At 30.2% G+C, this 22,973-nt stretch carries 24 protein-coding genes; 12 read left to right on the top strand and 12 right to left on the bottom strand.

Going from position 1 to position 22,973, the window contains the following annotated elements:
- Positions 1-12: 12 nt before the first annotated feature.
- Both alr and CHB67_RS10365 read right to left on the bottom strand, forming a co-directional pair.
- On the bottom strand, positions 13-1,122 hold the full coding sequence (gene alr, locus CHB67_RS10370; protein ID WP_089381704.1) for an alanine racemase: 1,110 nt from the start codon (positions 1,120-1,122) through the stop codon (positions 13-15).
- On the bottom strand, positions 1,112-1,729 hold the full coding sequence (locus CHB67_RS10365; protein WP_089381703.1) for a thymidine kinase: 618 nt from the start codon (positions 1,727-1,729) through the stop codon (positions 1,112-1,114). Before CHB67_RS10365 ends, alr begins: the two co-directional genes overlap by 11 nt.
- 178 nt (positions 1,730-1,907) lie before the next feature.
- Here CHB67_RS10365 and CHB67_RS10360 point away from each other — a divergent pair, with 178 nt between their 5' ends.
- The 4 genes from CHB67_RS10360 (at position 1,908) to CHB67_RS10345 (ending at position 5,187) form a co-directional block, all read left to right on the top strand.
- Positions 1,908-2,741, top strand: coding sequence for a hypothetical protein (locus tag CHB67_RS10360; protein ID WP_089381702.1), 834 nt, complete (start codon positions 1,908-1,910; stop codon positions 2,739-2,741).
- Between the two features lie 4 nt (positions 2,742-2,745).
- A complete protein-coding gene (locus tag CHB67_RS10355; protein WP_089381701.1) occupies positions 2,746-3,381 on the top strand; it encodes a hypothetical protein in 636 nt (211 codons plus the stop codon).
- A gap of 68 nt (positions 3,382-3,449) precedes the next feature.
- Positions 3,450-4,454: a DNA adenine methylase gene (locus CHB67_RS10350; protein ID WP_089381700.1), complete on the top strand. Its 1,005-nt coding sequence runs from the start codon at positions 3,450-3,452 to the stop codon at positions 4,452-4,454.
- Positions 4,444-5,187, top strand: a complete 744-nt coding sequence (locus tag CHB67_RS10345) for a glycosyltransferase (protein WP_089381699.1) — start codon at positions 4,444-4,446, stop codon at positions 5,185-5,187. Before CHB67_RS10350 ends, CHB67_RS10345 begins: the two co-directional genes overlap by 11 nt.
- 75 nt (positions 5,188-5,262) lie before the next feature.
- Here CHB67_RS10345 and CHB67_RS10340 read toward each other — a convergent pair whose 3' ends face one another.
- Together CHB67_RS10340 and CHB67_RS10335 are read right to left on the bottom strand one after the other, a co-directional pair.
- On the bottom strand, positions 5,263-6,183 hold the full coding sequence (locus tag CHB67_RS10340) for an outer membrane beta-barrel protein (protein ID WP_089381698.1): 921 nt from the start codon (positions 6,181-6,183) through the stop codon (positions 5,263-5,265).
- Between the two features lie 87 nt (positions 6,184-6,270).
- Positions 6,271-6,606: an arsenate reductase family protein gene (locus tag CHB67_RS10335; protein WP_089381697.1), complete on the bottom strand. Its 336-nt coding sequence runs from the start codon at positions 6,604-6,606 to the stop codon at positions 6,271-6,273.
- 75 nt (positions 6,607-6,681) lie between these two features.
- Between CHB67_RS10335 and CHB67_RS10330 the strand changes: the two genes are divergently transcribed.
- Together CHB67_RS10330 and CHB67_RS10325 are read left to right on the top strand one after the other, a co-directional pair.
- Positions 6,682-7,137 (top strand): DinB family protein, encoded by a 456-nt coding sequence (locus CHB67_RS10330; protein ID WP_089381696.1) that lies wholly within the window; start codon positions 6,682-6,684, stop codon positions 7,135-7,137.
- A 46-nt stretch (positions 7,138-7,183) separates the two neighbouring features.
- Positions 7,184-7,918 (top strand): zinc-dependent peptidase, encoded by a 735-nt coding sequence (locus CHB67_RS10325; protein ID WP_245813511.1) that lies wholly within the window; start codon positions 7,184-7,186, stop codon positions 7,916-7,918.
- A gap of 34 nt (positions 7,919-7,952) precedes the next feature.
- Here the strand turns inward: CHB67_RS10325 and CHB67_RS10320 are convergent, their stop codons facing one another.
- From CHB67_RS10320 to CHB67_RS10310, 3 genes are all read right to left on the bottom strand, one after another.
- Entirely contained in the window at positions 7,953-8,747 is a 795-nt protein-coding gene (locus CHB67_RS10320) for a THC0290_0291 family protein (protein ID WP_089381695.1), read from the bottom strand.
- Between the two features lie 69 nt (positions 8,748-8,816).
- Entirely contained in the window at positions 8,817-10,418 is a 1,602-nt protein-coding gene (locus CHB67_RS10315; RefSeq protein ID WP_089381694.1) for an Ig-like domain-containing protein, read from the bottom strand.
- A gap of 32 nt (positions 10,419-10,450) precedes the next feature.
- The gene (locus CHB67_RS10310) at positions 10,451-11,137 is read right to left on the bottom strand and encodes a ComF family protein (protein WP_089381693.1); all 687 of its coding nucleotides are present in this window, start codon (positions 11,135-11,137) and stop codon (positions 10,451-10,453) included.
- Positions 11,138-11,336: 199 nt separating this feature from the next.
- Here CHB67_RS10310 and CHB67_RS10305 point away from each other — a divergent pair, with 199 nt between their 5' ends.
- Positions 11,337-12,221 (top strand): hypothetical protein, encoded by an 885-nt coding sequence (locus CHB67_RS10305; protein WP_089381692.1) that lies wholly within the window; start codon positions 11,337-11,339, stop codon positions 12,219-12,221.
- 107 nt (positions 12,222-12,328) lie between these two features.
- A complete protein-coding gene (locus CHB67_RS10300; protein ID WP_089381691.1) occupies positions 12,329-13,870 on the top strand; it encodes a glycine--tRNA ligase in 1,542 nt (513 codons plus the stop codon).
- Between the two features lie 71 nt (positions 13,871-13,941).
- On the opposite strand, the gene CHB67_RS10295 is transcribed toward CHB67_RS10300, so the two are convergent.
- From CHB67_RS10295 to CHB67_RS10275, 5 genes are all read right to left on the bottom strand, one after another.
- Positions 13,942-14,439 carry a hypothetical protein gene (locus tag CHB67_RS10295; RefSeq protein WP_089381690.1) on the bottom strand — a complete coding sequence of 166 codons (498 nt, stop codon included), beginning with the start codon at positions 14,437-14,439 and terminating at the stop codon, positions 13,942-13,944.
- A 21-nt stretch (positions 14,440-14,460) separates the two neighbouring features.
- Positions 14,461-14,967 (bottom strand): DUF3575 domain-containing protein, encoded by a 507-nt coding sequence (locus CHB67_RS10290; protein ID WP_089381689.1) that lies wholly within the window; start codon positions 14,965-14,967, stop codon positions 14,461-14,463.
- A 58-nt stretch (positions 14,968-15,025) separates the two neighbouring features.
- Positions 15,026-18,352, bottom strand: a complete 3,327-nt coding sequence (locus CHB67_RS10285; protein WP_141119702.1) for a hypothetical protein — start codon at positions 18,350-18,352, stop codon at positions 15,026-15,028.
- Positions 18,353-18,441: 89 nt separating this feature from the next.
- Complete coding sequence (locus CHB67_RS10280; RefSeq protein WP_089381687.1) at positions 18,442-18,924, bottom strand: methylated-DNA--[protein]-cysteine S-methyltransferase; 483 nt, start codon at positions 18,922-18,924, stop codon at positions 18,442-18,444.
- Positions 18,914-19,681, bottom strand: coding sequence for a TatD family hydrolase (locus tag CHB67_RS10275; protein ID WP_089381760.1), 768 nt, complete (start codon positions 19,679-19,681; stop codon positions 18,914-18,916). Before CHB67_RS10275 ends, CHB67_RS10280 begins: the two co-directional genes overlap by 11 nt.
- A gap of 198 nt (positions 19,682-19,879) precedes the next feature.
- Here CHB67_RS10275 and CHB67_RS10270 point away from each other — a divergent pair, with 198 nt between their 5' ends.
- The 4 genes from CHB67_RS10270 to CHB67_RS10255 all read left to right on the top strand — a co-directional run bounded on the left by CHB67_RS10270 (position 19,880) and on the right by CHB67_RS10255 (position 22,790).
- A complete protein-coding gene (locus CHB67_RS10270; RefSeq protein WP_089381686.1) occupies positions 19,880-20,596 on the top strand; it encodes an energy transducer TonB in 717 nt (238 codons plus the stop codon).
- 91 nt (positions 20,597-20,687) lie between these two features.
- Positions 20,688-21,140 carry a retropepsin-like aspartic protease gene (locus CHB67_RS10265; RefSeq protein ID WP_089381685.1) on the top strand — a complete coding sequence of 151 codons (453 nt, stop codon included), beginning with the start codon at positions 20,688-20,690 and terminating at the stop codon, positions 21,138-21,140.
- A gap of 53 nt (positions 21,141-21,193) precedes the next feature.
- Positions 21,194-21,586: a 30S ribosome-binding factor RbfA gene (gene rbfA / locus CHB67_RS10260; RefSeq protein WP_089381684.1), complete on the top strand. Its 393-nt coding sequence runs from the start codon at positions 21,194-21,196 to the stop codon at positions 21,584-21,586.
- A gap of 1 nt (position 21,587) precedes the next feature.
- Complete coding sequence (locus CHB67_RS10255; protein WP_089381683.1) at positions 21,588-22,790, top strand: ABC transporter permease; 1,203 nt, start codon at positions 21,588-21,590, stop codon at positions 22,788-22,790.
- Positions 22,791-22,973: the final 183 nt, after the last annotated feature.

The raw sequence follows: 22,973 nt of genomic DNA, 5'->3' as shown, positions 1-22,973 counted from the left end.
AAAATAGATTTGTTAAAATTTTGTTAACCTTCTATTTACTCTTTGAGAAATAGCGGTGAGTAATTCGTACGAAATTGTATTTGATTTTTTTGCTAAATCAACAATGTGCTGTTGGTTTTTATACACCACAACTTCATCGCCTTCATTGCAATTAATTTCGGAAACATCAACCATAATCATATCCATACACACATTTCCAACAATTGGTGCTATTTGGTTATTAATAAATACATAGCCAATTCCGTTTCCTAATTGTCTTGAAATTCCATCGGCGTGCCCAATTGGTATAGTTGCTGTTTTTATGGTTTTTGTTGCTTTAAAAGCACGGTTGTACCCAACAGTTTCTCCTTCTTTAATAGTGTGAATTTGAGAAATCACAGAAGTTAACCTAAATACACTTTTTAATCTTTTGGTTTCTTTTTCATTATTTCCAAAACCGTACAAGCCAATTCCTAAACGCACCATGTCAAATTCAGCTTCTTCAGTATAATTAATAATGCCAGAGGTATTTAGCATATGTTGAAAAGGTATGTTCTTTAATTTTGAAATCAATTCAGAAGAACTATGTTTAAATAAATCAATTTGCTGTAATGTAAAATCGCGTTCATTTAAATCTTCACTAGCAGCAATATGAGAAAATAGTGAAGAAACCTTAATATGTTGTTGCTTGTTTATGGTTGAAATAAGTTCGGGAATATCAGTTTTTGTAAAACCTAACCTGTTTAATCCGGTATTAAACTTTAAATGGATAGGGTAGTTGGTTAAATTTTTTGCCTTAGCAACTTCAATAAAAGAATTTAGTAAAGAGTTTGTATAAATATTAGGCTCTAGACAATTTTCGATTATTTTTTCCAAATTTTGCTTTTGAGGATGTAAAACTAAAATAGGATTTTCAATACCCACATCTCTTAGCGCAATTCCTTCATCTAAATAAGCAACGGCAAAATAATCAACTTTTTTAGCAAGGTATTTTGCGATTTTTGTTGCACTACTTCCGTATCCAAAAGCTTTTACAACCACTAATAGTTTGGTCGTTTTTTTTAGTTTCGACTTAAAATAATTTAAATTAAAATCAATAGCATTTAAGTCAATATTTAGAACAGTAACGTGATTATTTTCCATTGTTATTTTGTTCAGCTTTTCTTATTTTTTCTTCCTGAATAGCTTTGTAATAAGCAGCTCTACTTAAAGGCTCATATTCTTGTGTTTCACCCAATAAAACCAACTCGTCACTTGCAGCAGTTCTATGGCTGTAATGTGCCAAATTACCTGTGCGTGTACAAACAGCATGTACTTTGGTAACATATTCTGCAGTGGCCATTAAAGCGGGCATTGGACCAAACGGATTTCCTTTAAAATCCATATCTAAACCAGCTACAATTACCCGAATGCCTCGGTTTGCTAAATCGTTACAAACAGCCACAATTTCATCGTCAAAAAACTGAGCTTCGTCAATACCAACCACATCAACATCGTTGGCTAAAATTCGAATATTTCCAGACGAAGGTACAGGTGTTGATCTAATTTCATTGGCATCATGTGAAACAACATTTTCATCATCATACCTAACATCAATTGCCGGTTTAAAAATTTCAACTTTTTGTTTTGCAAACTGGGCGCGTTTTAACCTACGGATGAGTTCTTCTGTTTTGCCAGAGAACATTGAGCCGCAAATTACTTCAATCCAGCCAAATTGTTCAATATGATTTACTGTATTTTCAAGAAACATTTTGTAATTTTATGCTTGAAAGGTTATTGTTTTTTAGTTTTCAAACAAATGCAATACATATATTGTTATATTTTTTTACATTCGTTTATCGTTAAATTTCAAAGTGCTAAAAGGCTTTTTTGAAATCATACAAATTTATTAAAAATAACACACCAAAAACTATTTAATATTTCAACTTATGCACAAAAAATTAGAGGCTGAATTGGTAAGCTTAGCACACAGTATTTTACAGTTAAAAAATAACGATGATGTAACTATTTTACATAAAAAAGCACGTGATATTTATGAGAAACTATCAGTGTTGAAGTTTGTGAATGCCAATTTAAATGAAATGTATGTTGAAGCTGCTGAAGAAGAAATAGTGCCTGAGGTAAAAGAGCTTTTGGTTGAAAAAAGAATTGAAGTTACAGAAAAGGTTGAAGTTGTGCCTGAGATTATAATGACTGAAGAGGCTGTTGAAGAAGTAGCTAAGGAAGTTATTGAAGAGACTGTTGAAGATGTTGTTGAGGTTTTTGAAGAGAAGAAAATTGTTGAAGAAATCCTTGAAGAACCGAAGGAAATACTAAGTAAAGAAGAAGTTGATGCAATTTTTGCTGTTGAAGATGATTTAGTTAAAGATGATATAAAAGACTTAGAAGCGACTCAGTTTACTTTAGAAGATGAATTTAAAGACGCCATTTCTTCAGATGTTGCTACGGAACTTTTTGAAAAAGCTACCAAAGAAAACCCAGTTATTACAACCTCAAAAGAAACAAAACCGCGCTCGCTAAACGACACCTTATTTAGTGCAAATTTACAAGTTGGTTTAAATGATAGAATTGCATTTGTAAAACATTTGTTTGAAGGAAGTCAGGAAGATTTTAACAGAGTTTTATCGCAGTTAAATTCATTTAAAACCGAAGATGAAGCTAAAACTTTTTTACAAGAATTTGTAAAACCCGATTACGATTGGGGCACTAAAGAAGAGTATGAAGAACGCTTTATGACAATAATTGAGCGGAAATTTTTATAGAATTATGAACTATGAATTGCTAGAAAAAGAATTAAAAAAAAGAACTGAATTTGAATATGCTTGGAAAACAAAACAAACTAATCAACTAGATAAACAAACAAATTTTATTTATAAAACTTCGAGTTTTGAAGCTGTTTTAAATAAAATTGAGGGTGTTGTAAAAGAACATTCAACAATTGCAGATATAAAAAATTATGCATTGAATAGGTGGTATAACTTTTGGTCGGCAAAAGCTGTTGAAGCTATTTTTTGTGAACATAAAAATGTTGAACCGCATAAAAATTCAAAAGATAAATACACCGATTTTTATATTTCAACCATACCGTTTGACCATAAAACAACAGTATTTCCAAAAGGATTTAAAAAATCAATTCCGTATGCTATTAAGCATAAACACGAGCTAATTACGTGGTTGTATAACAATCAAAGTCAGCAACAACGTAAGCATTATAAAAACCGACTTTTTATTGTGTTAATTGATTATGAAGATACAAATTCACATTGGAAATTAAAGTCAGAAATTCATTGGTTAAAAAGTCTAATCTCAACTTATTTAAGTAATTTTGACTCCTCAAAATTACCGTGTTTAACTTTAGATAATAAAAAAGTATATGCCGATGTAATTTGGGCAATTAAATGAAGTTAAAAAGTCTGATGGCTGAGCCAAGTTGAAGTCAAGTTGTAAATTAAAATTTCTAATACTAAGCGTTGAATTATATAGGATCAAAACATAAATTATCATCATTTTTAAAAACGGCGATTAAAGAAGTAGTTGGAGACGATTTATCTCAACTAGTTTTTTGTGATTTATTTGCGGGTACAGGTATTGTTGGTCGTAATTTTAAACCGCTAGTAAAGCAAGTTATTGCAAATGATGTTGAATATTACAGCTATGTTTTGAACAGACATTATATTGGTAATTTTCAAGCGTTAAACTTAGATGATAAATTGGAAATTTTAAATAATTTAGAAGGTTCAGAAGGATTTATATTCAAAAATTATAGTGAAAAAGGTAGTGAAAACCGCTTATATTTTTCTTCTGAAAATGGAAAAAAAATAGATGCTATTCGTCAAAAAATTGAAAGTTGGAAAACTTCTGATGAAATTAAGGAAAACGAGTACTTTTATTTGTTAACCGCCTTAATTGAAGCGGCAGATAAAGTGGCAAACACGGCTTCAGTTTATGGCGCTTATTTAAAACAGCTGAAAGCTGCAGCGCAAAAAACAGTAAAATTAGTACTGCCAATTTTTTCAATTACTAAAAATTCGCATCAGGTTTTTAATAAAAATAGTAACGAATTAATTCACGAAATAAAAGGTGATATTTTATATTTAGATCCGCCATACAATGCTAGACAGTACGGAGCGAATTATCATTTATTAACAACAATTGCAAAATACGATGCATTTATTCCGAAGGGGAAAACAGGATTACGTGCTTATTATAAATCGGATTATTGTAAAAAAAATGAAGTGAAGTTTTTCTTCGAAGAATTGATAAAAAATGCTAACTTTAAATACATTTTTTTAAGCTATAATAATGAGGGGTTAATGTCTGAAAATGAGGTTAAAAGCATTATGAGTAGTTATGGGGAATACAGCTTAAAAACAATAAACTATCAGCGATTTAAAGCCGATAAAACAGCAAGCAGAAATCACAAAGCAACTTCAACAGTTGAATATTTACATATTTTAAAGAAACATGGAAAATAACAATAAAATAACCAATTATATATTCTGTATGAAATGGGGAACCTTGTATGGTGCAGAATATGTGAACCGATTGCACTCCATGGTTAAAAAGAATTTAACCTACGATTTTAAAATGGTTTGTTTTACCGATGATGAGTCTGGAATTATAGATGAGGTACAATGTTTTCCTATTCCAGAGATTGATATTCCGTCTAACTTGCCAGAGCGTATGTGGAAAAAATTAACCACACTAAAGGAAGATTTATACGGTTTAGAAGGGCGTGCTTTATTTTTAGATTTAGATATTGTAATTGTAGATAATATTGATTGCTTTTTTGATGTTGAAGGAGAGTTTAGAATTATAAAAGACCATAGCTGGAGAAGTTGGAGAATTACTGGAAACTCATCGGTTTACAGGTTTGATATTGGAAAACACGGTTATGTTTTTGAAAATTTCATTAACAATTTTGAAAAAGCGATTAAAGAGCATAGAAACGAACAGGAGTTTTTAACGCACGAAATAAATAATAAAGGCAAATTACAGTATTGGCCAAAAGAATGGTGCCCAAGTTATAAATACGATTGTAATTCGCGCTTTCCTATATCTATTTGGAAAAAACCAACAATTCCTGAAGGTGCTAAAATTATTATTTTCCACGGAGAAATTAATCCGCATAAAGCCGTTGAAGGTGGTTGGGGAAAATGGTATCGTTATGTGCATCCAGCACCGTGGGTTGCAAAATACTGGAAGTAAAATTTAAAACTATTATTAAAGTAAAAAAGCCTTTTCAAATTTGAAAAGGCTTTTTTACTTTAATAATAAGCTATATTATTTAGCTTCTTTTTTTGAAAATGTATACGTAATACCAATATTTATTCCAAAAGAAGAATAAGGAGCAACAGATGATAATGATTTTGAAGGGTCATTGTTTGGTTCAGGCAATGAATCTACATAGTCAATTTCTGAAGGAGCATAAATTGGAACAATAGTTTCTTGTGGTAATCCAGGAACCTCTGAAAGCCATAGGTAAGGTGCGTCTCCTAAGTTCCAAGTGTTAGATGGTACAGCAGGTGAACCAGGGTAGAAAACATCTCCAGGTACATTAGGAGTTGTAATTGTTAACTCAGCAAATTCAGAAGTATCTCTTGTAACGTTAATTCCTAAATATTCTAATTCAGCAAATAAATTTAAGTTATCGGTTAATTTATATTTATAACCAAAAGCAGCTGTAAATCCTAATGGTGGTCTACCGTGATAATCATTAACTCCTTCTGCAACAATTGGTCCGAAAGGAGTAGGAGTTGTTCTTGTAAATGTAGCTTCCGTTTTTCCGCCTAATTTAGAAACTACCCCAATTTTTCCGTAAAAGTTTTCGTTAAAGTTATATGCAAGTGCCAAGTTAATTCCAAAGGCTTCAGCATGTGCATTACCATTAGTAAACTCTTTAATATCACCATCATCATTTTTTAAATAATTAGAAATATTTTGATCTGATCCACCTAAGTAACCTAAAGATAATTCAAGACCAAACATTTTGTTAAAGAAATAACCACCTCTAAGTTGTGTGTTAAAACCTTCACCATAGCTACCATAATGGTTTGTTGCTTTGGTTTGAGCATCGTTTAATGAAGTTCCTGTTAAAATTCCAGCAGAACCTATGCTATATCCACCACTAGCTGAAACATAGAATTGGGCAAAAGCTACATTGATTGTGCAAAAAGCAACAAGTAATAATAAAATTTTTCTCATAATATAATTAAGTTTGATTTGTATTTCAAAAATAGTTTTAATTTTTAATAATAGTAAGCTAATAGTCTTATTTATTTAGATTCTAGATTAGCTGAAAATGTCGACTCTTTTTTTGGTATTTCCTACTAAAACTTTATGTTCATTTATAATTACAGGACGTTTTAAAAAGGTGTATTCATCTAAAATAAGTTGACGATAATCTTTTTCAGATAAATCTTGGTTTTTTAAATCCATTTCCTTGTATTTTTTTGCTCTTCGGCTAAATAAAACTTCATAACTATTGGTTAAACTATAGATTGCCTCTAATTGTTCAACCGTTATAGGATCTGTTTTAATATTTTGTAACATATAACCTGTAGTGTCCATTTCTTTTAAAATTCTTCGGCAAGTATCACAAGTTTTTAGGTAGTATATTTTTTTCATTTTTTAAATTTTAAATTGAAGTAAATTAAGGGGTTTTATCTTAAATTTGAAAACTAATGAATAAATATTTTAAGCATGCAAAAACGATTTGACACTTTATTAAAATCAAGACAACTAACCTTAAAAGTAATTAATAATCTTACAAACGAACAACTAAATAAAATTCCTACAGGATTTAAAAATAATATAGCGTGGAATATAGCCCATTTAGTAGTTACACAGCAATTATTATGTTATAAACTATCAGGTTTAGATTGTTTAATTTCAGAAGAATTTATTGAGAAATTTCAAAAAGGATCAACGCCAAGTTATACGCTTTCAGAAACAGAATTTGAAACTATTAAAAAGCAATTGTTGCAATTTCCTGTTGTTTTAGATGAAGATTATGCGAATGGAATTTTTAAAAATTATACGGAATATACTACAAGTGTAAATGTTACTTTAACGTCTATTGAAGATGCTATAGATTTTAATTTATTTCACGAAGGAATTCATTTAGGGGTAATTCTTCAACTGTTGAAATTTATTTAAAGCGAAATTATTTTTTTGAATTAAGATTACATTTTAAAACTAAAGTTTGAATTTAAAGTATCAACTTATTGGCTCTTTTTTTAATCAACGTACTAAAAATGAATGCCACAAGGTGTTAATTGCAAACAATACGTATTATAAAAACCTTTCTGAAGTAAATAAGAAAACGTTTCAAATAAGAACACTTGTGTTTCTTTGGACTACTAATTTTAGTTCAGAGCGAGGATTTTTGTTAACCAACAAAATGAAAATAATTGTCTCAAGTGCTTTTGTGCAAATTACTTTTGGCTTAAAAATGAATACACTTAAAAAGTTCAATGCTATTTTTATTGCACCAAGATCTTATTCGTATAAAAATAACAAAGCGTTATTTAATGGAGATGTAAATTTATATACTAAAAAAGTAAATTTATCTTGGCCTGCTGTTGCGCATGGTTTTGAAGTATCAGACGATGCCATGAATTTAACAATTCATGAATTTGGGCATTGTTTAATTTTTGAAAATGCTAGCAATACTTATTTTTCTAAAGTTTTTGAAGACAAAGAGTTTGAAAATTGGAAAAAACAAGCCGCAATTAAATTTCAAAAAATTAAATTGAAACAAAATAAAGTGTTGAGGTCTTACGCAGGTACAAATCTTATAGAATTATTTTCAGTTGCATTAGAAACATTTTTTGAACAACCAGATTTTTTTGAACAGCATGAGCCAGCATTGTACAATAGTATGACAAAGTTGTTAAAACAAGATCCAAGGCATAAATTAAACCCTATTGAAAAATAGAAAAGAGGGATGTTAATTTTACGAAATATATGATTTAATTTAAGTAGTAAACATAACCTACGTGAACATACAACAACCAATCATTGTATTTGTTTGCAGGGTCGTCTTTTGCATTCAAACCATCAACCCAGTTTGAGAAGAAATATTGCCAGCGAGATTCCAAAAGAATGTCGCTATATTCGCCAATTTTAAATCGTGTACCAATACCACCGGTAAGTGAGCCTGTAAATCCGGCTGAAGTATCAACAGTTCCTGGTACTGCCCATTTAGGGTATAAAACACTTGGGTCTTCTCTCCAATCACCTAAGTCAGATTCTAATTCAGGATTGTAAAAGTCACCCATTAAGCCAAGACTTAGATAGGGTGAAAATTTTAAACGAGGAATTCTTCTTGATCCAAAATCAACAATATCTACAATATGAAATTCAAGTTGTGCACCAAAATTAAACAACTGTGTTTTACCATGCATTGCTCTTAATTGCTCACCGGCATAAGAGTCAGTTTCAGCATAAATACCATAGTGATTTAATTTAGCGGTCATATAAGAAAATTCAGTTCGAATTCTAAAATGTTCAGACCAGTAATTTGTACGTTGATTCCAACGATAGCGGTAATCAGTAAAATTAATATAATAAATAAGACCTAACCCCGGACCTACATTACCCCCAACGTTTGATTGAAAATCATGACGTTGACCGTAATCGGTTGTAAAAGAGGCTGAACCAGAGATAATGCCAATTTCATGACTACTTTTATCTTGTGCAGAAACTGTTGCTATAAAAAAGCAATAGATGATAGGGGCAAGTATTTTAAATATGCTCTTTGTCAAAAGTTAATTTTATAGGGTCAAATGTAATAAAATCTTTACCAATATTTAATTTATTAAAAAATAACGCAATTATTTTAACAAAAAGGTTTCATTATAATCCCAATTTGCACGAACTTCTAATAATTTATCAAAGTATATTGTTTTTTCTGGGTGCGTTTTTAGTAAATAATTTCCAGTATCCCATTTACCATTTTCGTTGTCATCAAAAATAGCCCTTGCAATGTATTTCTTCGGAAGTAAATTTTTAAACGTAACTAGTTGGTTGCTACTTATTGCTTTTGAAGCAATCAGCTCATCCTTTTCAGTAATAATTTGTATAATTATTGGTGATGTAACATTTGAAACTTGTAAATTAATAACACCATAATCTTCAAGTTTTTTAGTTCTTAAATTATAGCTTAGCGTATCGTTTACATCGCCAAAAGCATCTGAAATACCGTTAGGTAATACTTTTATGGCGTACTGTTGTTCAAACTGTTGTTCAAACTTTAAATAGAGTTTATTTTTATATGAATTTACTTCAGAAGTAAAAGGAATAGCAATGGTGTCTTTATCAAAAATTGAAATTTTAGAAGGGTCTATTTTTGAAATAGGAATTCTCGACCTAATAGCAAATGTATCTCTTGGGTTTAGTGTATTGCTTTTTAGTGCGCTTGTTAATACTAAAGAATCTTTTTTTGCAGACTTTAATTTTACAGTAATTGTATCTTTATAATTTAAATTCGTTACTTCAAAAAGTAAGGAATCCTTTTCAATAGCTTTAAACCAATAACTCAGTGTATCTTTCTCTTGTTCAAAAACAATTTCAGGTTTAAAGTTTGAAGGTACCGTATCTAAAAGAGTTACAGATAAATTTTCTGCATTACCTTCGTAACCAAAAATAATATGACCTTTGGAGGTTTCTAGTGCTTTTACCAATTTAAAAGGTAGTATTTCTTTAAACAACGAAATTTTAAATGTAGTATCTATAGGTAATGTTATAGGTTCTTTATAAAAGCCAATTTTATCTTGTTTGGGTTTGTAAATATAATTATTGTTGGGCTGTTTTAATGCCATTAAAAGATATTTACCTTCTTTTAAATTTGTTAATTCAAAATTGGTACTGTCTAAGGTACTGGTAACATATGTTGGTTTTTCTTTGTAAATAATAGAATCATTAAATGTTGAATCCATTTCATAAAGCATTACCAAAATATCACTTGCTGTTTTTCGACTAAAAGCATCTGTTATATCTCCTGAAATTTGAAGGGAGTCTACATGTTTTCCTGTTGAAAAAACATATTTAAAACTCTCAAGTATATTGCCTTCATTATTATCTAAAATGCTATTTCCAAAATTAATAGTATATGTTGTGTTTTCTTTTAAAGTATCTAAAAGTTTTATAGTAATTACTTTACTGGCTGTTCCAACGGGCGTAATATCAGGTGTGTATTTTAAGGGAGGTGAAATAATTAATTTTTTATTTAAATCCTTAAATTTCACATATTCATCAAAATAAATTCTAATTTTTGTAGCATCAAACTCAATACTTTCTTGTGAAGGAGATGCACTAATTAAAATAGGGGGAATTTCATCTTTTTCTCCACCTGTTGGTCGCCCTCTTTTTGCACATTTAGTGAAAGTAAGTGCGATTAAAAATACGATAAGAATTTTAAAAAAACGATGGTTCATTACTAAAATTTTAGTGCAAAATAACAATTTATTTATTTAGTGTATGCCATACAGGCAATACTAATTTTTATATTTTTCGTTTTTTCAAAAGCTTTACAGCAAGCTTCAAGGGTGGCGCCGGTTGTTATAATATCATCAATTAGTAAAATATGCTTGTTTTCTAATACTTTTTGGTCTTCAACAAAAAATAATTCGTGTACGTTATTCCACCTGTCAAAGCGAACTTTTTTAGTTTGGGTTTTTGTGAAAGAAATACGTGTTAAAATAGTTTCGTTAAATGGAATTTTTAAGATTTTTGCCATGCTTTTTCCAAAAAAAGAAACCTGGTTGTACCCACGGGTTTTTAATTTGTTTTTATGAAGTGGTACGGGTATAATATAATCGATACTAGAAAATCGGTTACTTTCAACCAATTCACTCCCAAGCCAATTTCCCAATAATGTGCCAACCTGTTGTTGGTTTTTATATTTTAATGCGTGTATTAGATTTTGAATTTTACCTTTTTTAAAAAAATAAAATAAAGCGGTAGCTGTTTCAATTTGAATTCTACCATAAAATGATTTTTCAACCAAGTTATTTTCTTCATTGGTAAAATTTGTGAGTGGTAAATCATGTCTGCAATTTACGCAAACTGTTAATTCGTTGCTAGTTAGGGTGTTATTACAGCAAGCGCACAGCTCAGGATAAAACAATTCATAGATGTTTTTTAAAAAATTCATAGCAAAACGTTTTTAAAAACCTACAATTTATAATATAAATGATGAATTCTATTAGATAAGGCTCAATTAATTATAAATTCAGAAGTAAAAGTAGTAAATTTATAATTCCTCAGAACAAAAAGTATACCTCTAATTTCTCACTCTAATATAATTTATTGACGTAAATTGCGTTGAATTATAAAACCCTAAAATTTTAAAGATGGAACAAGACAAAAAATCGAACAATAAGTTAATTATGATAGTACTTGGAGTACTATTAATTGCTGCCTTAGGTTACACTTTTTATGCTAATAGTGAGCATAATAAATTAACCAATGCTATTGAAGATGAGAAAGCAGAAATTGAGATGAATTTAGATAGCATGATTGTAAAATATGAAGATGCTATTGGTGAAAATACATCAATGTCTAATGAATTAGCTTTTGAAAGAGACAAAATTATTGCGCTAAGAGATTCAATAAAAGATTTAAAAGCTACAAATTATAGCTTAATTCGTAGATACAGAAAACAAATTGAAAAGCTTGAAGCTGACAATTTAGAGTTATTTCAAATGAATGATGAGTTAACTAAAAAAAATGAGTTATTAACTCAAAATTTAGACAGTGCAAATGTTGAAATTACAAGCCAAATTGCTAAAAATGACACGTTAGCTATTCAAAATATGAAGCTTGGTGAAAAAGTAGCTATTGGTTCAATTTTGAAAGTGAATGCAATTAAGGTATTGGCAATGCGAGAAAAATCTAGCGGAAAGTTAGTAGAAACTGCTAGATCTAAAAATACAGATGCGTTTAGAATTAATTTCACTATTGATAAAAATGCAATTGCTGAGCAAGGAGAGCGTAGTGTGTATATTCAAGTGCTTGATATGCAGGGAAATACCATAGGGAGTAAAGGTGAGCTTACGCTGTTAGATGAGTCAACTATTTCATACAGTGATAGAACATTGGTTAATTATTTAAATGAAGATATTGCAATAATTTCACTAGTTGAAGTAAACAGTGACAATATTAAAAAAGGCGTTTATACAGTAAATGTATATATTGATAATTTACTTGCAGGAGTGAGTACAGTTACCTTAAAATAAGAAAGGCAACTCCAGTTAATGTTATTTAATGTTAATTAGGTGGAAATAGTTTCGGCTATTTCCACTTTTTTGTTTTATAGTACTAAAAGCTTTACTATTTTTGCAGCATGGCAAATCAAGAAGATAAATTTAAAAAAGTAGTTTCGCACGCAAAAGAGTACGGTTACGTATTTCAATCAAGTGAAATTTACGATGGTTTGAGTGCAGTGTACGACTATGCTCAAAACGGTGTTGAGTTAAAGAAAAACATTAGAGAATACTGGTGGAAAGCGATGGTGCAGATGAATGATAATATTGTTGGATTAGATGCTGCAATTTTTATGCACCCAACAACTTGGAAAGCTTCAGGCCATGTAGATGCTTTTAATGATCCGTTAATTGATAATAAAGATTCTAAAAAAAGATATAGAGCCGATGTTTTAATTGAAGACTATGTTGGGAAATTAGATGCTAAAATTGAAAAAGAAGTAGCTAAAGCAGCAAAACGCTTTGGTGAATCTTTTGATAAAACAGAATTTTTGGCAACCAATACACGTGTAGTTGGATATAAAGCAAAAGGTGAGGCAATTTTGCAACGTATGGGGAAATCTTTAGAAAAAGAAGATTTAGCTGATGTAAAACTGTTAATTGAAGAATTGGAAATTGGTTGCCCATTGTCTGGTTCAAAAAACTGGACAGATGTTAAGCAATTCAACTTAATGTTTGGAACTAAATTAGGTGCATCTGCAGATACTGCAATGGATTTGTATTTACGTCCAGAAACTGCCCAAGGTATTTTTGTGAACTTTTTAAATGTTCAAAAAACTGGTCGAATGAAAATTCCTTTCGGAATTGCTCAAACTGGTAAAGCCTTTAGAAATGAAATAGTGGCCCGTCAGTTCATTTTCCGTATGCGTGAATTTGAACAAATGGAAATGCAATTTTTTGTACGTCCTGGAACACAAAAAGAATGGTATGAGCAGTGGAAAGAAAATAGATTAAAATGGCACCTTTCCTTAGGAATGGGTGAAGATAATTACCGTTTCCACGATCACGATAAATTAGCACATTATGCTGATGCAGCTGCCGATATTGAGTTTAGATTTCCTTTTGGATTTAAAGAATTAGAAGGAATTCATTCACGTACAGATTTTGATTTAAAAGCACACGAAGAGCATTCAGGTAAAAAATTACAATATTTCGATCCTGAAATTAACGAACGTTACGTTCCTTATGTAGTTGAAACTTCTATTGGTTTAGATCGTATGTTTTTAGCAGTCTTCTCAAACTCTTTACAAGAAGAAGCGTTAGAAAATGGTACCACAAGAACGGTTTTAAAATTACCAGCAGTTTTAGCACCTACAAAAGCGGCTGTTTTACCTTTAGTAAAAAAGGATGGTTTACCAGAAATTGCTAAAAAAATAGTGGAAGATTTAAAATGGGATTTTAATGTTGCTTACGATGAAAAAGATGCGGTAGGAAGACGTTATAGAAGGCAAGATGCAAATGGTACTCCATTTTGTATAACTGTTGATCACGATACGTTAACCGATGATTCTGTAACGATTCGTCATAGAGATACTATGGAGCAACAACGTGTTAAAATTTCTGAATTAAAAGCACTAATTAAAGAAGAGGTTGATGTAAAAAACTGGTTAATGAAAATGTAATTTTTTATTAAATAGTATATAAAAAAAACTCCGAAGAAATTTCTTCGGAGTTTTTTTATTAATTTTTTTCATTAAAGTCTATACCCAATATTAATTCCTGCTCTTGGTACAATTGAAGGTGCGTATGAATTAAATAAATTTCTACCTATTCCGCCAAAAATATCAATTACAAATCCTTTTGGTGATACATATTTTGTACCTATAGCAACACCTAATGCACCATCGGTATAATCCTTATAAGTGTTTGGAGCATCATTAATTTTAATTTCTTTTTCACCACTATTTATACCAACAAATACTTCTCCAAAAAATCTCCAACTTGTTCTTGAAGGAAAATGGTGACGAAAATAAGGAGTAAACATTGTTTTTTCATTGTAACTAAAACTAGCACCTTCATCAAGGTTAAAAAAAGCTGAAATACCTATTGATGATTCTTCGTTTAAGAAATGTTCGTAGGAAACTTCAATAGATTTTAAAACCAAACCATCAAATAGGTCAATTTTAATTTCATTTTGAGCTTGGCTAAGTGTACAAGTTAAAATTGTGAAAGCAACTATTATTTTTTTCATTCTATCTTTTTATTAAATTCATTAAAATCTTTTTCCAATTGTTACTCCTAGCCTAGGAACAAAATCTACACTATCAGTATTCAATAAATTCCGTCCAATACCACCATAAATTTCAAAAGTAAAGTTATTATTGGTTACAAATTTACCACCAAGCGAGAAACCAAGAGCAAAATCCGTTTCATCAGTATAGTCGTAAACATCAAATCCATTGTAAGTTTCAGTTTCAATGGTGTTTAACATACCAAAGCCTTCAACAAAAAAACCATTAGCTATATCATTCCCAAAATAAAAACGATAATATGGAGTAAGTGCAAATTTTAATTCAACATCTCCAACAATATTAAATAATAGGTCAATTCCTATGGAAGATTCTTCATTTATAAGATGTGCATATCCAATTTCAGGAATCCCAGCTAATAGATAGGCTGCATTTAATTTTATTTCGTGTTTTGGAATTTTTTCATCTTCTTGAGAATTAGCATTCAAAAACAAAAATACTAAGCAGATTGATAAGATAATTTTTTTCATAATTTGTTTGAGTTTAAGCAAAAGTAGTATCAATAATTTAACCGAACTAATTATTAATTTAAAAATGTGCTTTTAGCTGAACAGAACCTGTATGAATAGTTTTTGAAGTTTCACTTTTTCTTCCTAAATAATCAATGTTTAAATTTAAAAATGAAAACAGTTTTCGTTGAAATAACAAACTCCAAGTATAATTCTTTCCAGGTTGTAAACCTTCTAGCATTTGGTAAGCAACTGGTGAATTGCTATTTCCTATAAATTTATTATTGAACAGGTTGAATTCCAATTTTATCAACGATTTTTCATTATTGAAATAATTAGCTAATACGCCAATATTTGATGTTTTTAAAGTCTCAAAATCACCAATGGTATTCTCTTTGTTTTTATAGTGATAAAATACGGAGAAGTAAGAATTTTTAGTGTAATAATACGAGATTTTAGGAAGGTAATTGTTGCTATTAATGGCGTAATTCCTATTTGAAAAATTGGTGGAATTCATCTTGTTTTTTGAAGTGCTTGCATCTAAATTTAATAGCCAAAAATTAGCTATTTCATGTTCAAATTGCAATTGGTGTAATTCAAGATTATTTTCTAAACCATCAATAGTGGTTGTGTTAATATTCTGATTTTTAAAATACCTGTAAGTGGTTGAAAAATCTTTTTTCCCTCTGTTGAAATAAAAACTATTATTGAAATTAAAAATGAGTCCTAATAAATTTTCATTGTTAATATTAAAAGGATTTAAGTTGAATTTATTGTCTGTTTTCTGTTGTTTACTGTCAATTATAATAGCGGTTTGATTGTAAAAGTGGGAGAGTAGTTTTTTAAAACCGCCACTAGAAGCCCATTGTTGAGGATTCAACAAAAGGTTTTGACTAAAAATATTTTGATGTGTTGCAATATAATTCACCGTTGGTAATACCACTCTTAAATATCTTGCTTGATCAGGAAATTGCGCAATTTCAAATTCATTCAATTCTTTTATTCCATTGTTATTGTAATCAATCCAAGTGTAAAAACCTTGTCCGGGTTCGGTTTCAATATAAGTGTAATCTTGAAGCGGTAATGTTCCCGAGCGTGTTTGGTAAACAGTATTAAATGAAACAAACTGATTCCATAGTTGTTGTTTGTAAGTAATTTTAGAATTTAACGACTCTTCGTTGGCAAAATTCACATTTTCAACGGATCTATAATTTAAATAAACATTTAAATTGGTTGAAGTTGAATTTATAAAACTCGATTTTAAATAATAGGTTTTTGAATTATTTACTTGCTGAAATTCATTTTGTTGAATACTATCGGTTATTCTATAATTTGCACCAATTTCAACCTTTATGTTGGTGGAATCTCCAATGCCAAAAAAAGCATCAAAGTCGTTAAATTTATGGCTTAGTGTGTTTAAATTATTGGTAGTTTTATTGATTAGTTTGTTTTTTTCGCCACTTAAATTTACGCCAAACCAACTTTTATTTAAATTGTATTTTGTGTTTATATAATAACGCCAAAAATTTCCATCTTCAATGGCATCGGTATTATTTAAAGTACTTCCATTAAAGTTTACCAACCAGTTGTTCTGCATAAAAACACCAGCTATTTTTTGATTGTAACCGTTGTAATCATCACCAAATTTTAAGTTTGAAAACTCATAAGTTACTGCATTTTTTTTGTTGTTATCTAGTACTAATGCAGCGCTAATTAGTTGTTGATTTCCATAAACACGCTCAATATTCCAATCTCTATTAAATTCAATACTTTGAATACGTTCAATGGTTTTAAAATCTTTGTGTAAATAATCGTATTTTAAATGGCTTTTTAATTTCCATTTTTTTTCAAAAAGCACTTGTTCCCAACCAATTTTTGTAGCAATACCATTGTTATTATCATTGTCAATTGTAGAAAATAAATTTTCGTCGCTATTGCTAAATGCTGCCTCAGCATACATATTTGTTTTTTCTGAAGGATTGTAAGCTCCGTTAAATACAGCAACTTGTAATTTGTCAGGCGCTTTTAACTGAATTACAGGTGCATAATCTCCTGAATTTTGGCCAACATATTCATAAATTTTCCCAGTAGCAATTACTTCTTTTAGTTTATAGCTTGCTAAATTTTCACCAACATATGAAAAAGTGACATTATAAAGAGGTGAAGTTTCCTCCGTTGAATATTCGTAAATTTCATTGGTTCCTTGCAACACCTTTTTATATAAAATACTATTTTCAGAATACAATTCTTCTTGCCCTGAAGGTGAAATCATAGCCAACGTATTATCACCAGCATCTGCTAAAATTTGTTTTTGTTCATTCGTAAGTTCAGGATTTAACGATTGATTTTTTAAATCATTTTCGTTGTAAAAATAACCGCCAATACTAAATTTTTCAGCATTGTAATTTACATTGTTGTAAGTAATAAAACGGTTGTAAACTTTGTCGCTGTATTGGTATTCAGCAGTAATTCGCATATTTGCTGTGATGGGAAAAGTGGTGTTAAACGTAACTTCACCATTATTATAATCAATAATATAATCGTTGTTTTCACCTCTTTTTAACAACAAACCATTCACATAAATTTCTTCAGTTCCAGAAAGTATTAACACATAGGTGTCGGTTCCAAAGTTACTCAATCTATAAGGTCCTTGGTTGCCTTCTGTAGCTGTAAACTGAACTTTATTGTATTTCCCCCTAACAAAAGCCCCTGAAACACTGGCTTTTATTTCGGCATTTTCGGTGTCTATAAGTGCATTTACTCCTAAGCCCGAAACTTGTTTGTCAAACCTTAAAAATTCAGTTTTACGATTGTTTAAAAAAATATCACCTGCATTAACGCTCCAGGTTTTACTAGATAATTCTATGAAAACCCGATCAAATTCATTTAACTCATACGTGTTTCCGTTTTCCTGAATGGGTAAATTGGTGTCAATAATTGAAGCTTTTAGGGTAACGTTTTCAGATAATTTTCCTGCTATTTGTAAATCTAAAGAGGAGTTTGCAACAGCATTTTGGTTGTTACCTACAGTAATGCCTCGTGTAATATTTCCGGCAGCCTCCAAACCATCAAAAGGTTTATAAGCAGTTTTTTTCTCATTGGTTGTTAAACTGTATAATTGCGATTGGTTGTTGGCATTTGGAACAATTAATTTTTTGTTGAATTTGAAATATCTTTTAGTTAAAAAATTGGGGTACGATGTATATTGTATGATTACCTTTTGATAGGAAGTATTTTTAAAAACTACTACAGATTTTGAAAAATCAATGCTGTAGTTTGTTGTGTCTATTTCTTTATTTTCTTCTGAAAAAATTTTAAAATTACTCGGGCTAATACTCACCGTATCTATTCGAACGCTATCATTTTGCACCAAAAACAACTTTTTATGAAAGTTTTTGGATTGCATTTGCGCTTGAATTTGTACGCTAATGAATAAAAGAAGTACCAGTAAACTATTTTTCATTATGTAACTAACGTTGAAAGCGTAAAAATAGTTTAAAATAATGACTGTTGTTGTGAAGGATTTTCGTGTTGTAACAACCATTTTTTTCGCCAAAGTCCGCCTGCATATCCTGTTAAAGATCCATCGCTTCCAATAATTCTGTGACAAGGAATCAATATCCAAACAGGGTTTTTACCATTTGCTGAAGCTACCGCTCTAATGGCTTTTGCATTGCCCAAACTTTTAGATTGTGCTAAATAAGTACTGGTTTTTCCAAAAGGAACATTTAATAATTCAGCCCAAACTTTTTGTTGAAAATCAGTTCCTTTCGGATTTAGTTTTACCGTAAACTTAGTTCTGTTTCCATTAAAATATTCATCTAGTTGTTGCACACAATTTTTTAAACAATCAGGTATGTTTTTTGAAATTTCAACTTCAGTATCTAACACCGAAACAGAAGAAATTCCATCTTCATTTCCAGTAATTTTTGCAATTCCTATAGGTGTTTTATAATATGTGGTTTGGTTAGATTCCAAAAATATCTTTCGAGTTTTGTGTGGTTGTTTTAGCAACTTCTTCGTTAGAAATTTGGTAAATATCAGCCAATTTTTCAACAACTTTGGTAATATAACTAGTTTCGTTTCTTTTTCCTCTAAACGGTGTTGGCGCTAAATACGGAGCGTCGGTTTCAACTACAATATGTTCTAACGGAATTTCATTTAAAAACTGATCAATTTTTCCATTTTTAAAAGTTACTACACCACCAATTCCCAATTTCATATTGTAAGAAATAGCTTGTTTCGCCTGTTTTAAATTTCCTGTAAAACAATGAAAAATTCCAAATAAATCGGCTCCTTTTTCTTCCTCTAAAATTTCAAAAATTTCATCAAAAGCATCTCTACAATGAATAGCGATGGGTAGTTTTTTTTCTTTAGCCCATTTTATTTGTTGCCTAAAAGCATATTGTTGTTGCTTTAAAAAAGTTTTATCCCAATACAAATCAATTCCAATTTCACCAACCCCATAAAACGTGCGTTTGTCTAACCAATTTTTCACAAAAGCTAATTCTTCTTCAACATTTTCTTTTACATGCGTTGGGTGTAAACCCATCATTAAAAAGGTGTTTTCAGGAAAATCTTTTTCCAATTGTAGCATGCTATCTAAATAAGTTGAATCAATTGCAGGAATAAAAAATCGAGAAACATCAGCGTCTAATGCACGCTGAATTACGTCATTTCTATCTTCGTTAAATTGCTCGCTATATAAGTGTGTGTGGGTATCTGTAATAATCATTTCGCAAAAATAGGTAATAACAATTATAAAATACAGAAGCCACCTAAATTTAGGTGGCTTCATTTTTGGCATGTTTCTTGTAGTTAACAAAATTTTAACAGTTATCCGGTATATAGTTGCAACACATTAATTAAACAAATTCCACTTCACTAATTAATAATTGCGGTTTATAAAACGATAACACAAAAATCTTTTCACATGAAAACAAAAAAACATCCAAAAGCAAATTTAGAAAATTACACCAAGTTATTTGCACAATTAGGTCTAGTATTAACATTAGTTGTTGTTTATGTACTAATTCAAAGTAAAACGTATGCAAATGATTTGATAGTGTTGAACGATTCAAATTATCAAATGGAAGATGATACAGAATCAATTATTGAATACGTTGTTGAGCCTCCAAAAGCACCACCTGTTCAAAAACCTGTAATTGTTGAAGTTGTAAAACAGGTTGACGATGAAACGGATATTATTGAAACTATTTTTGTTGGAACTGATACTGAAGCGCCTGTAGAAGTTAGTGATATTGATGAGGTTGAAGTTGTTGAGGATATTATTAAAGAAGTTCCTTTTATTTTAATTGAAGATGCGCCTGCTTTTCCTGGTTGTACAGGAAGCAAATCTGAAATGAAGGAATGTTTTACTTCAAAAATAACAAAATTTATAGGTAAGAACTTTGATAGTGGTTTGGCTACTGAATTAGGGTTAGCGCCTGGCATAAAAAGAATTTCAGTTATGTTTAAAATTGATAACAATGGAAATATTGTTGATGTGCAGGCAAGAGCTCCTCATATTAAATTACAACAAGAAGCTGTTAGAGTTGTTAATTTATTGCCAACAATGGAACCCGGAAAACAACGCGGAAATCCTGTTGCAGTAAAGTATGCATTGCCAATAGTATTTAAAGTACAATAATTTTAAGGCTGAAAGTTAGGGTGGAAGACTTTCAGCCTTTTTGTGTTAGTTGAGTTTAAAAACTGTAAATTTGACCTCAAATAAGTAAGGGATGAATTTGAAGAATTTACTGGTAAGAAAAGGGTTTGTAAAAATTAAATTAAAAAAAATAAACACCAATCATTTTGAAATTAAAGCTACTGTAAACGACGTAAAAGGTCGTTTTATTTTAGATACAGGTGCTTCTAATTCTTGTGTAGATATTTCTTTAGCAAAAAATTTTAATCTTGAAGTTGAAGATTCTGAAACCAAAGCAGCCGGAGCCGGAGCTATTGATATGGAAACCAAAATTTCTTCAAAAAACACCTTGAAATTAAAAGATTGGCAATTTAATAGTTGTACTTTGGTGTTGCTAGATTTAACACACGTAAATACCGCTTTAACAACGCATGATGCAAAAGCTGTTCACGGAATTATTGGCGCAGATATTTTAGAAAAAGGAAATGCGATTATTGATTATAAAAAAAAATGTGTGTATCTAAAAAAGATCGTTTACAAATTTTAATTGTTTAAAAATAAACTAAATGTAGTTTGCATTTAACTACGTATCTTTGCACTATGGAAACAAATAGACAAAAAAAAATAGCAGGTGTTTTGCAAAAAGATTTAGCTGATGTTTTACAACACGCTGCGCAAGACGGGATGAAAGGAGTGATTATATCTGTTACCAAAGTAAATGTTACTTCAGATTTGGGGCAAGCTAAAGTTTTTTTGAGCGTTTTTCCTCAATTAAAAAGAGAAATTATACTAAAAGGAGTTCAAGAAAATACGGCAACCATACGTTACGAAATGGCAAAACGTACTCGTAATCAATTACGTCGTATGCCAGAACTATCATTTTATATTGATGACAGTTTAGATTATATTGAAGATATTGACAATGCGCTTAAGGGAAAACTTGATAACCCAATTAAAAATCCAGATGTTTTAGATAAACGCCAAAAGCGATAATTTGAACTTTCCGCTTTACATAGCAAAACGATATTTATTTTCAAAAAGCAGTAATAATACCATTAATATTATAACATTAATTGCAACTGTTGGTGTAATTGTGGGTACGCTAGCACTGTTTATAGTCCTTTCAGGGTTTTCAGGCTTAAGAGAATTTAGTGTTGGTTTTTTAAACGTATCGGATCCTGATATAAAAATTACTTCGGAAAAAGGGAAATCTTTTTTATTTACTAATGAAATAGAAGTAGCTATTAACAATCAAAAAGGGATTGCATTCTATTCAAAAGTAATAGAAGAAAGAGCCTTTTTCGACTTTAATAACAAAACACATATTGCTTATATTAAAGGTGTTGATGCCAATTACACGCAGGTTAATAGTATTGATACTACTGTTTTTATTGGAACTTGGCTAGATGAACAAATTCCTTCAGGTGTGGTGGTAGGTAATCGTATTTCTAACACCTTGTCTTTAGGTGTTTTTGATTTCTTGGAACCCTTAAAAATTTATGTTCCAAAACCAGGAAAGGGATATATCACCAATCCTAATAAAGCCTTCAATCAAATAAATACACAGCCAATAGGTATTTTTGGTTTAACTGATGAAATTGATCGAAAGTTCGTTTTTATATCTTTACAACTCGCGCAGGAGTTACTAAGTTATAAACCTGAACAACTTTCAGCAATAGAAATTAAAGTTGAAAATAGCAGTGATAGAGCAGCTGTAATTAGTGATTTAGAAAGCAAATTAGGATCAGCATTTAAAATTGAAACCAGAGAGCAATTAAATGCAGTTTTTTATAAAATGTTGAATACTGAAAATTTAGCCTCCTATTTAATCTTCACCTTAATTTTAATCATTGCGTTGTTCAATGTAATTGGCGCAATTATTATGATGATTTTAGATAAGCGCGACAACTTAAAAACATTGTATAGTTTAGGCGCAACCATAAAAGATATTAAACGCGTATTTATACTGCAAGGCTTTTTGTTATCGGTACTAGGTTTAATTATTGGTCTTTCCACTGGAATTATACTAGTAATACTTCAAAAAGAATACCAACTATTTATGATTACACAAAATTTAGCATATCCTGTTGAATTTACTTTTTACAATGTATTTTCAGTAGCAATTACCATTCTTATTTTAGGTTTTTTAGCTTCAAAAATAGCCAGTAGTAGAATTTCTAAAAAATTGGTTGAATAAAAGTTGAACTTTTTTTTAAAAAGTGAAATTATTCTATTAAATTTACTTAGCTATTATTCTGTTGGATAATAGTTTGCACTTCACTCCAAAGCTTTAAATATTTATTTAAATATAAGAAATATCTATCGCCATCTTTTATCGATAACTATTTTTTATACTTAATTTGTTGTAACTTAAAAATTA

The organism is Lutibacter agarilyticus, from assembly GCF_900188235.1.
Lineage (GTDB): Bacteria > Bacteroidota > Bacteroidia > Flavobacteriales > Flavobacteriaceae > Lutibacter > Lutibacter agarilyticus.
This window is presented reverse-complemented; position numbering and strand designations above follow the sequence as displayed.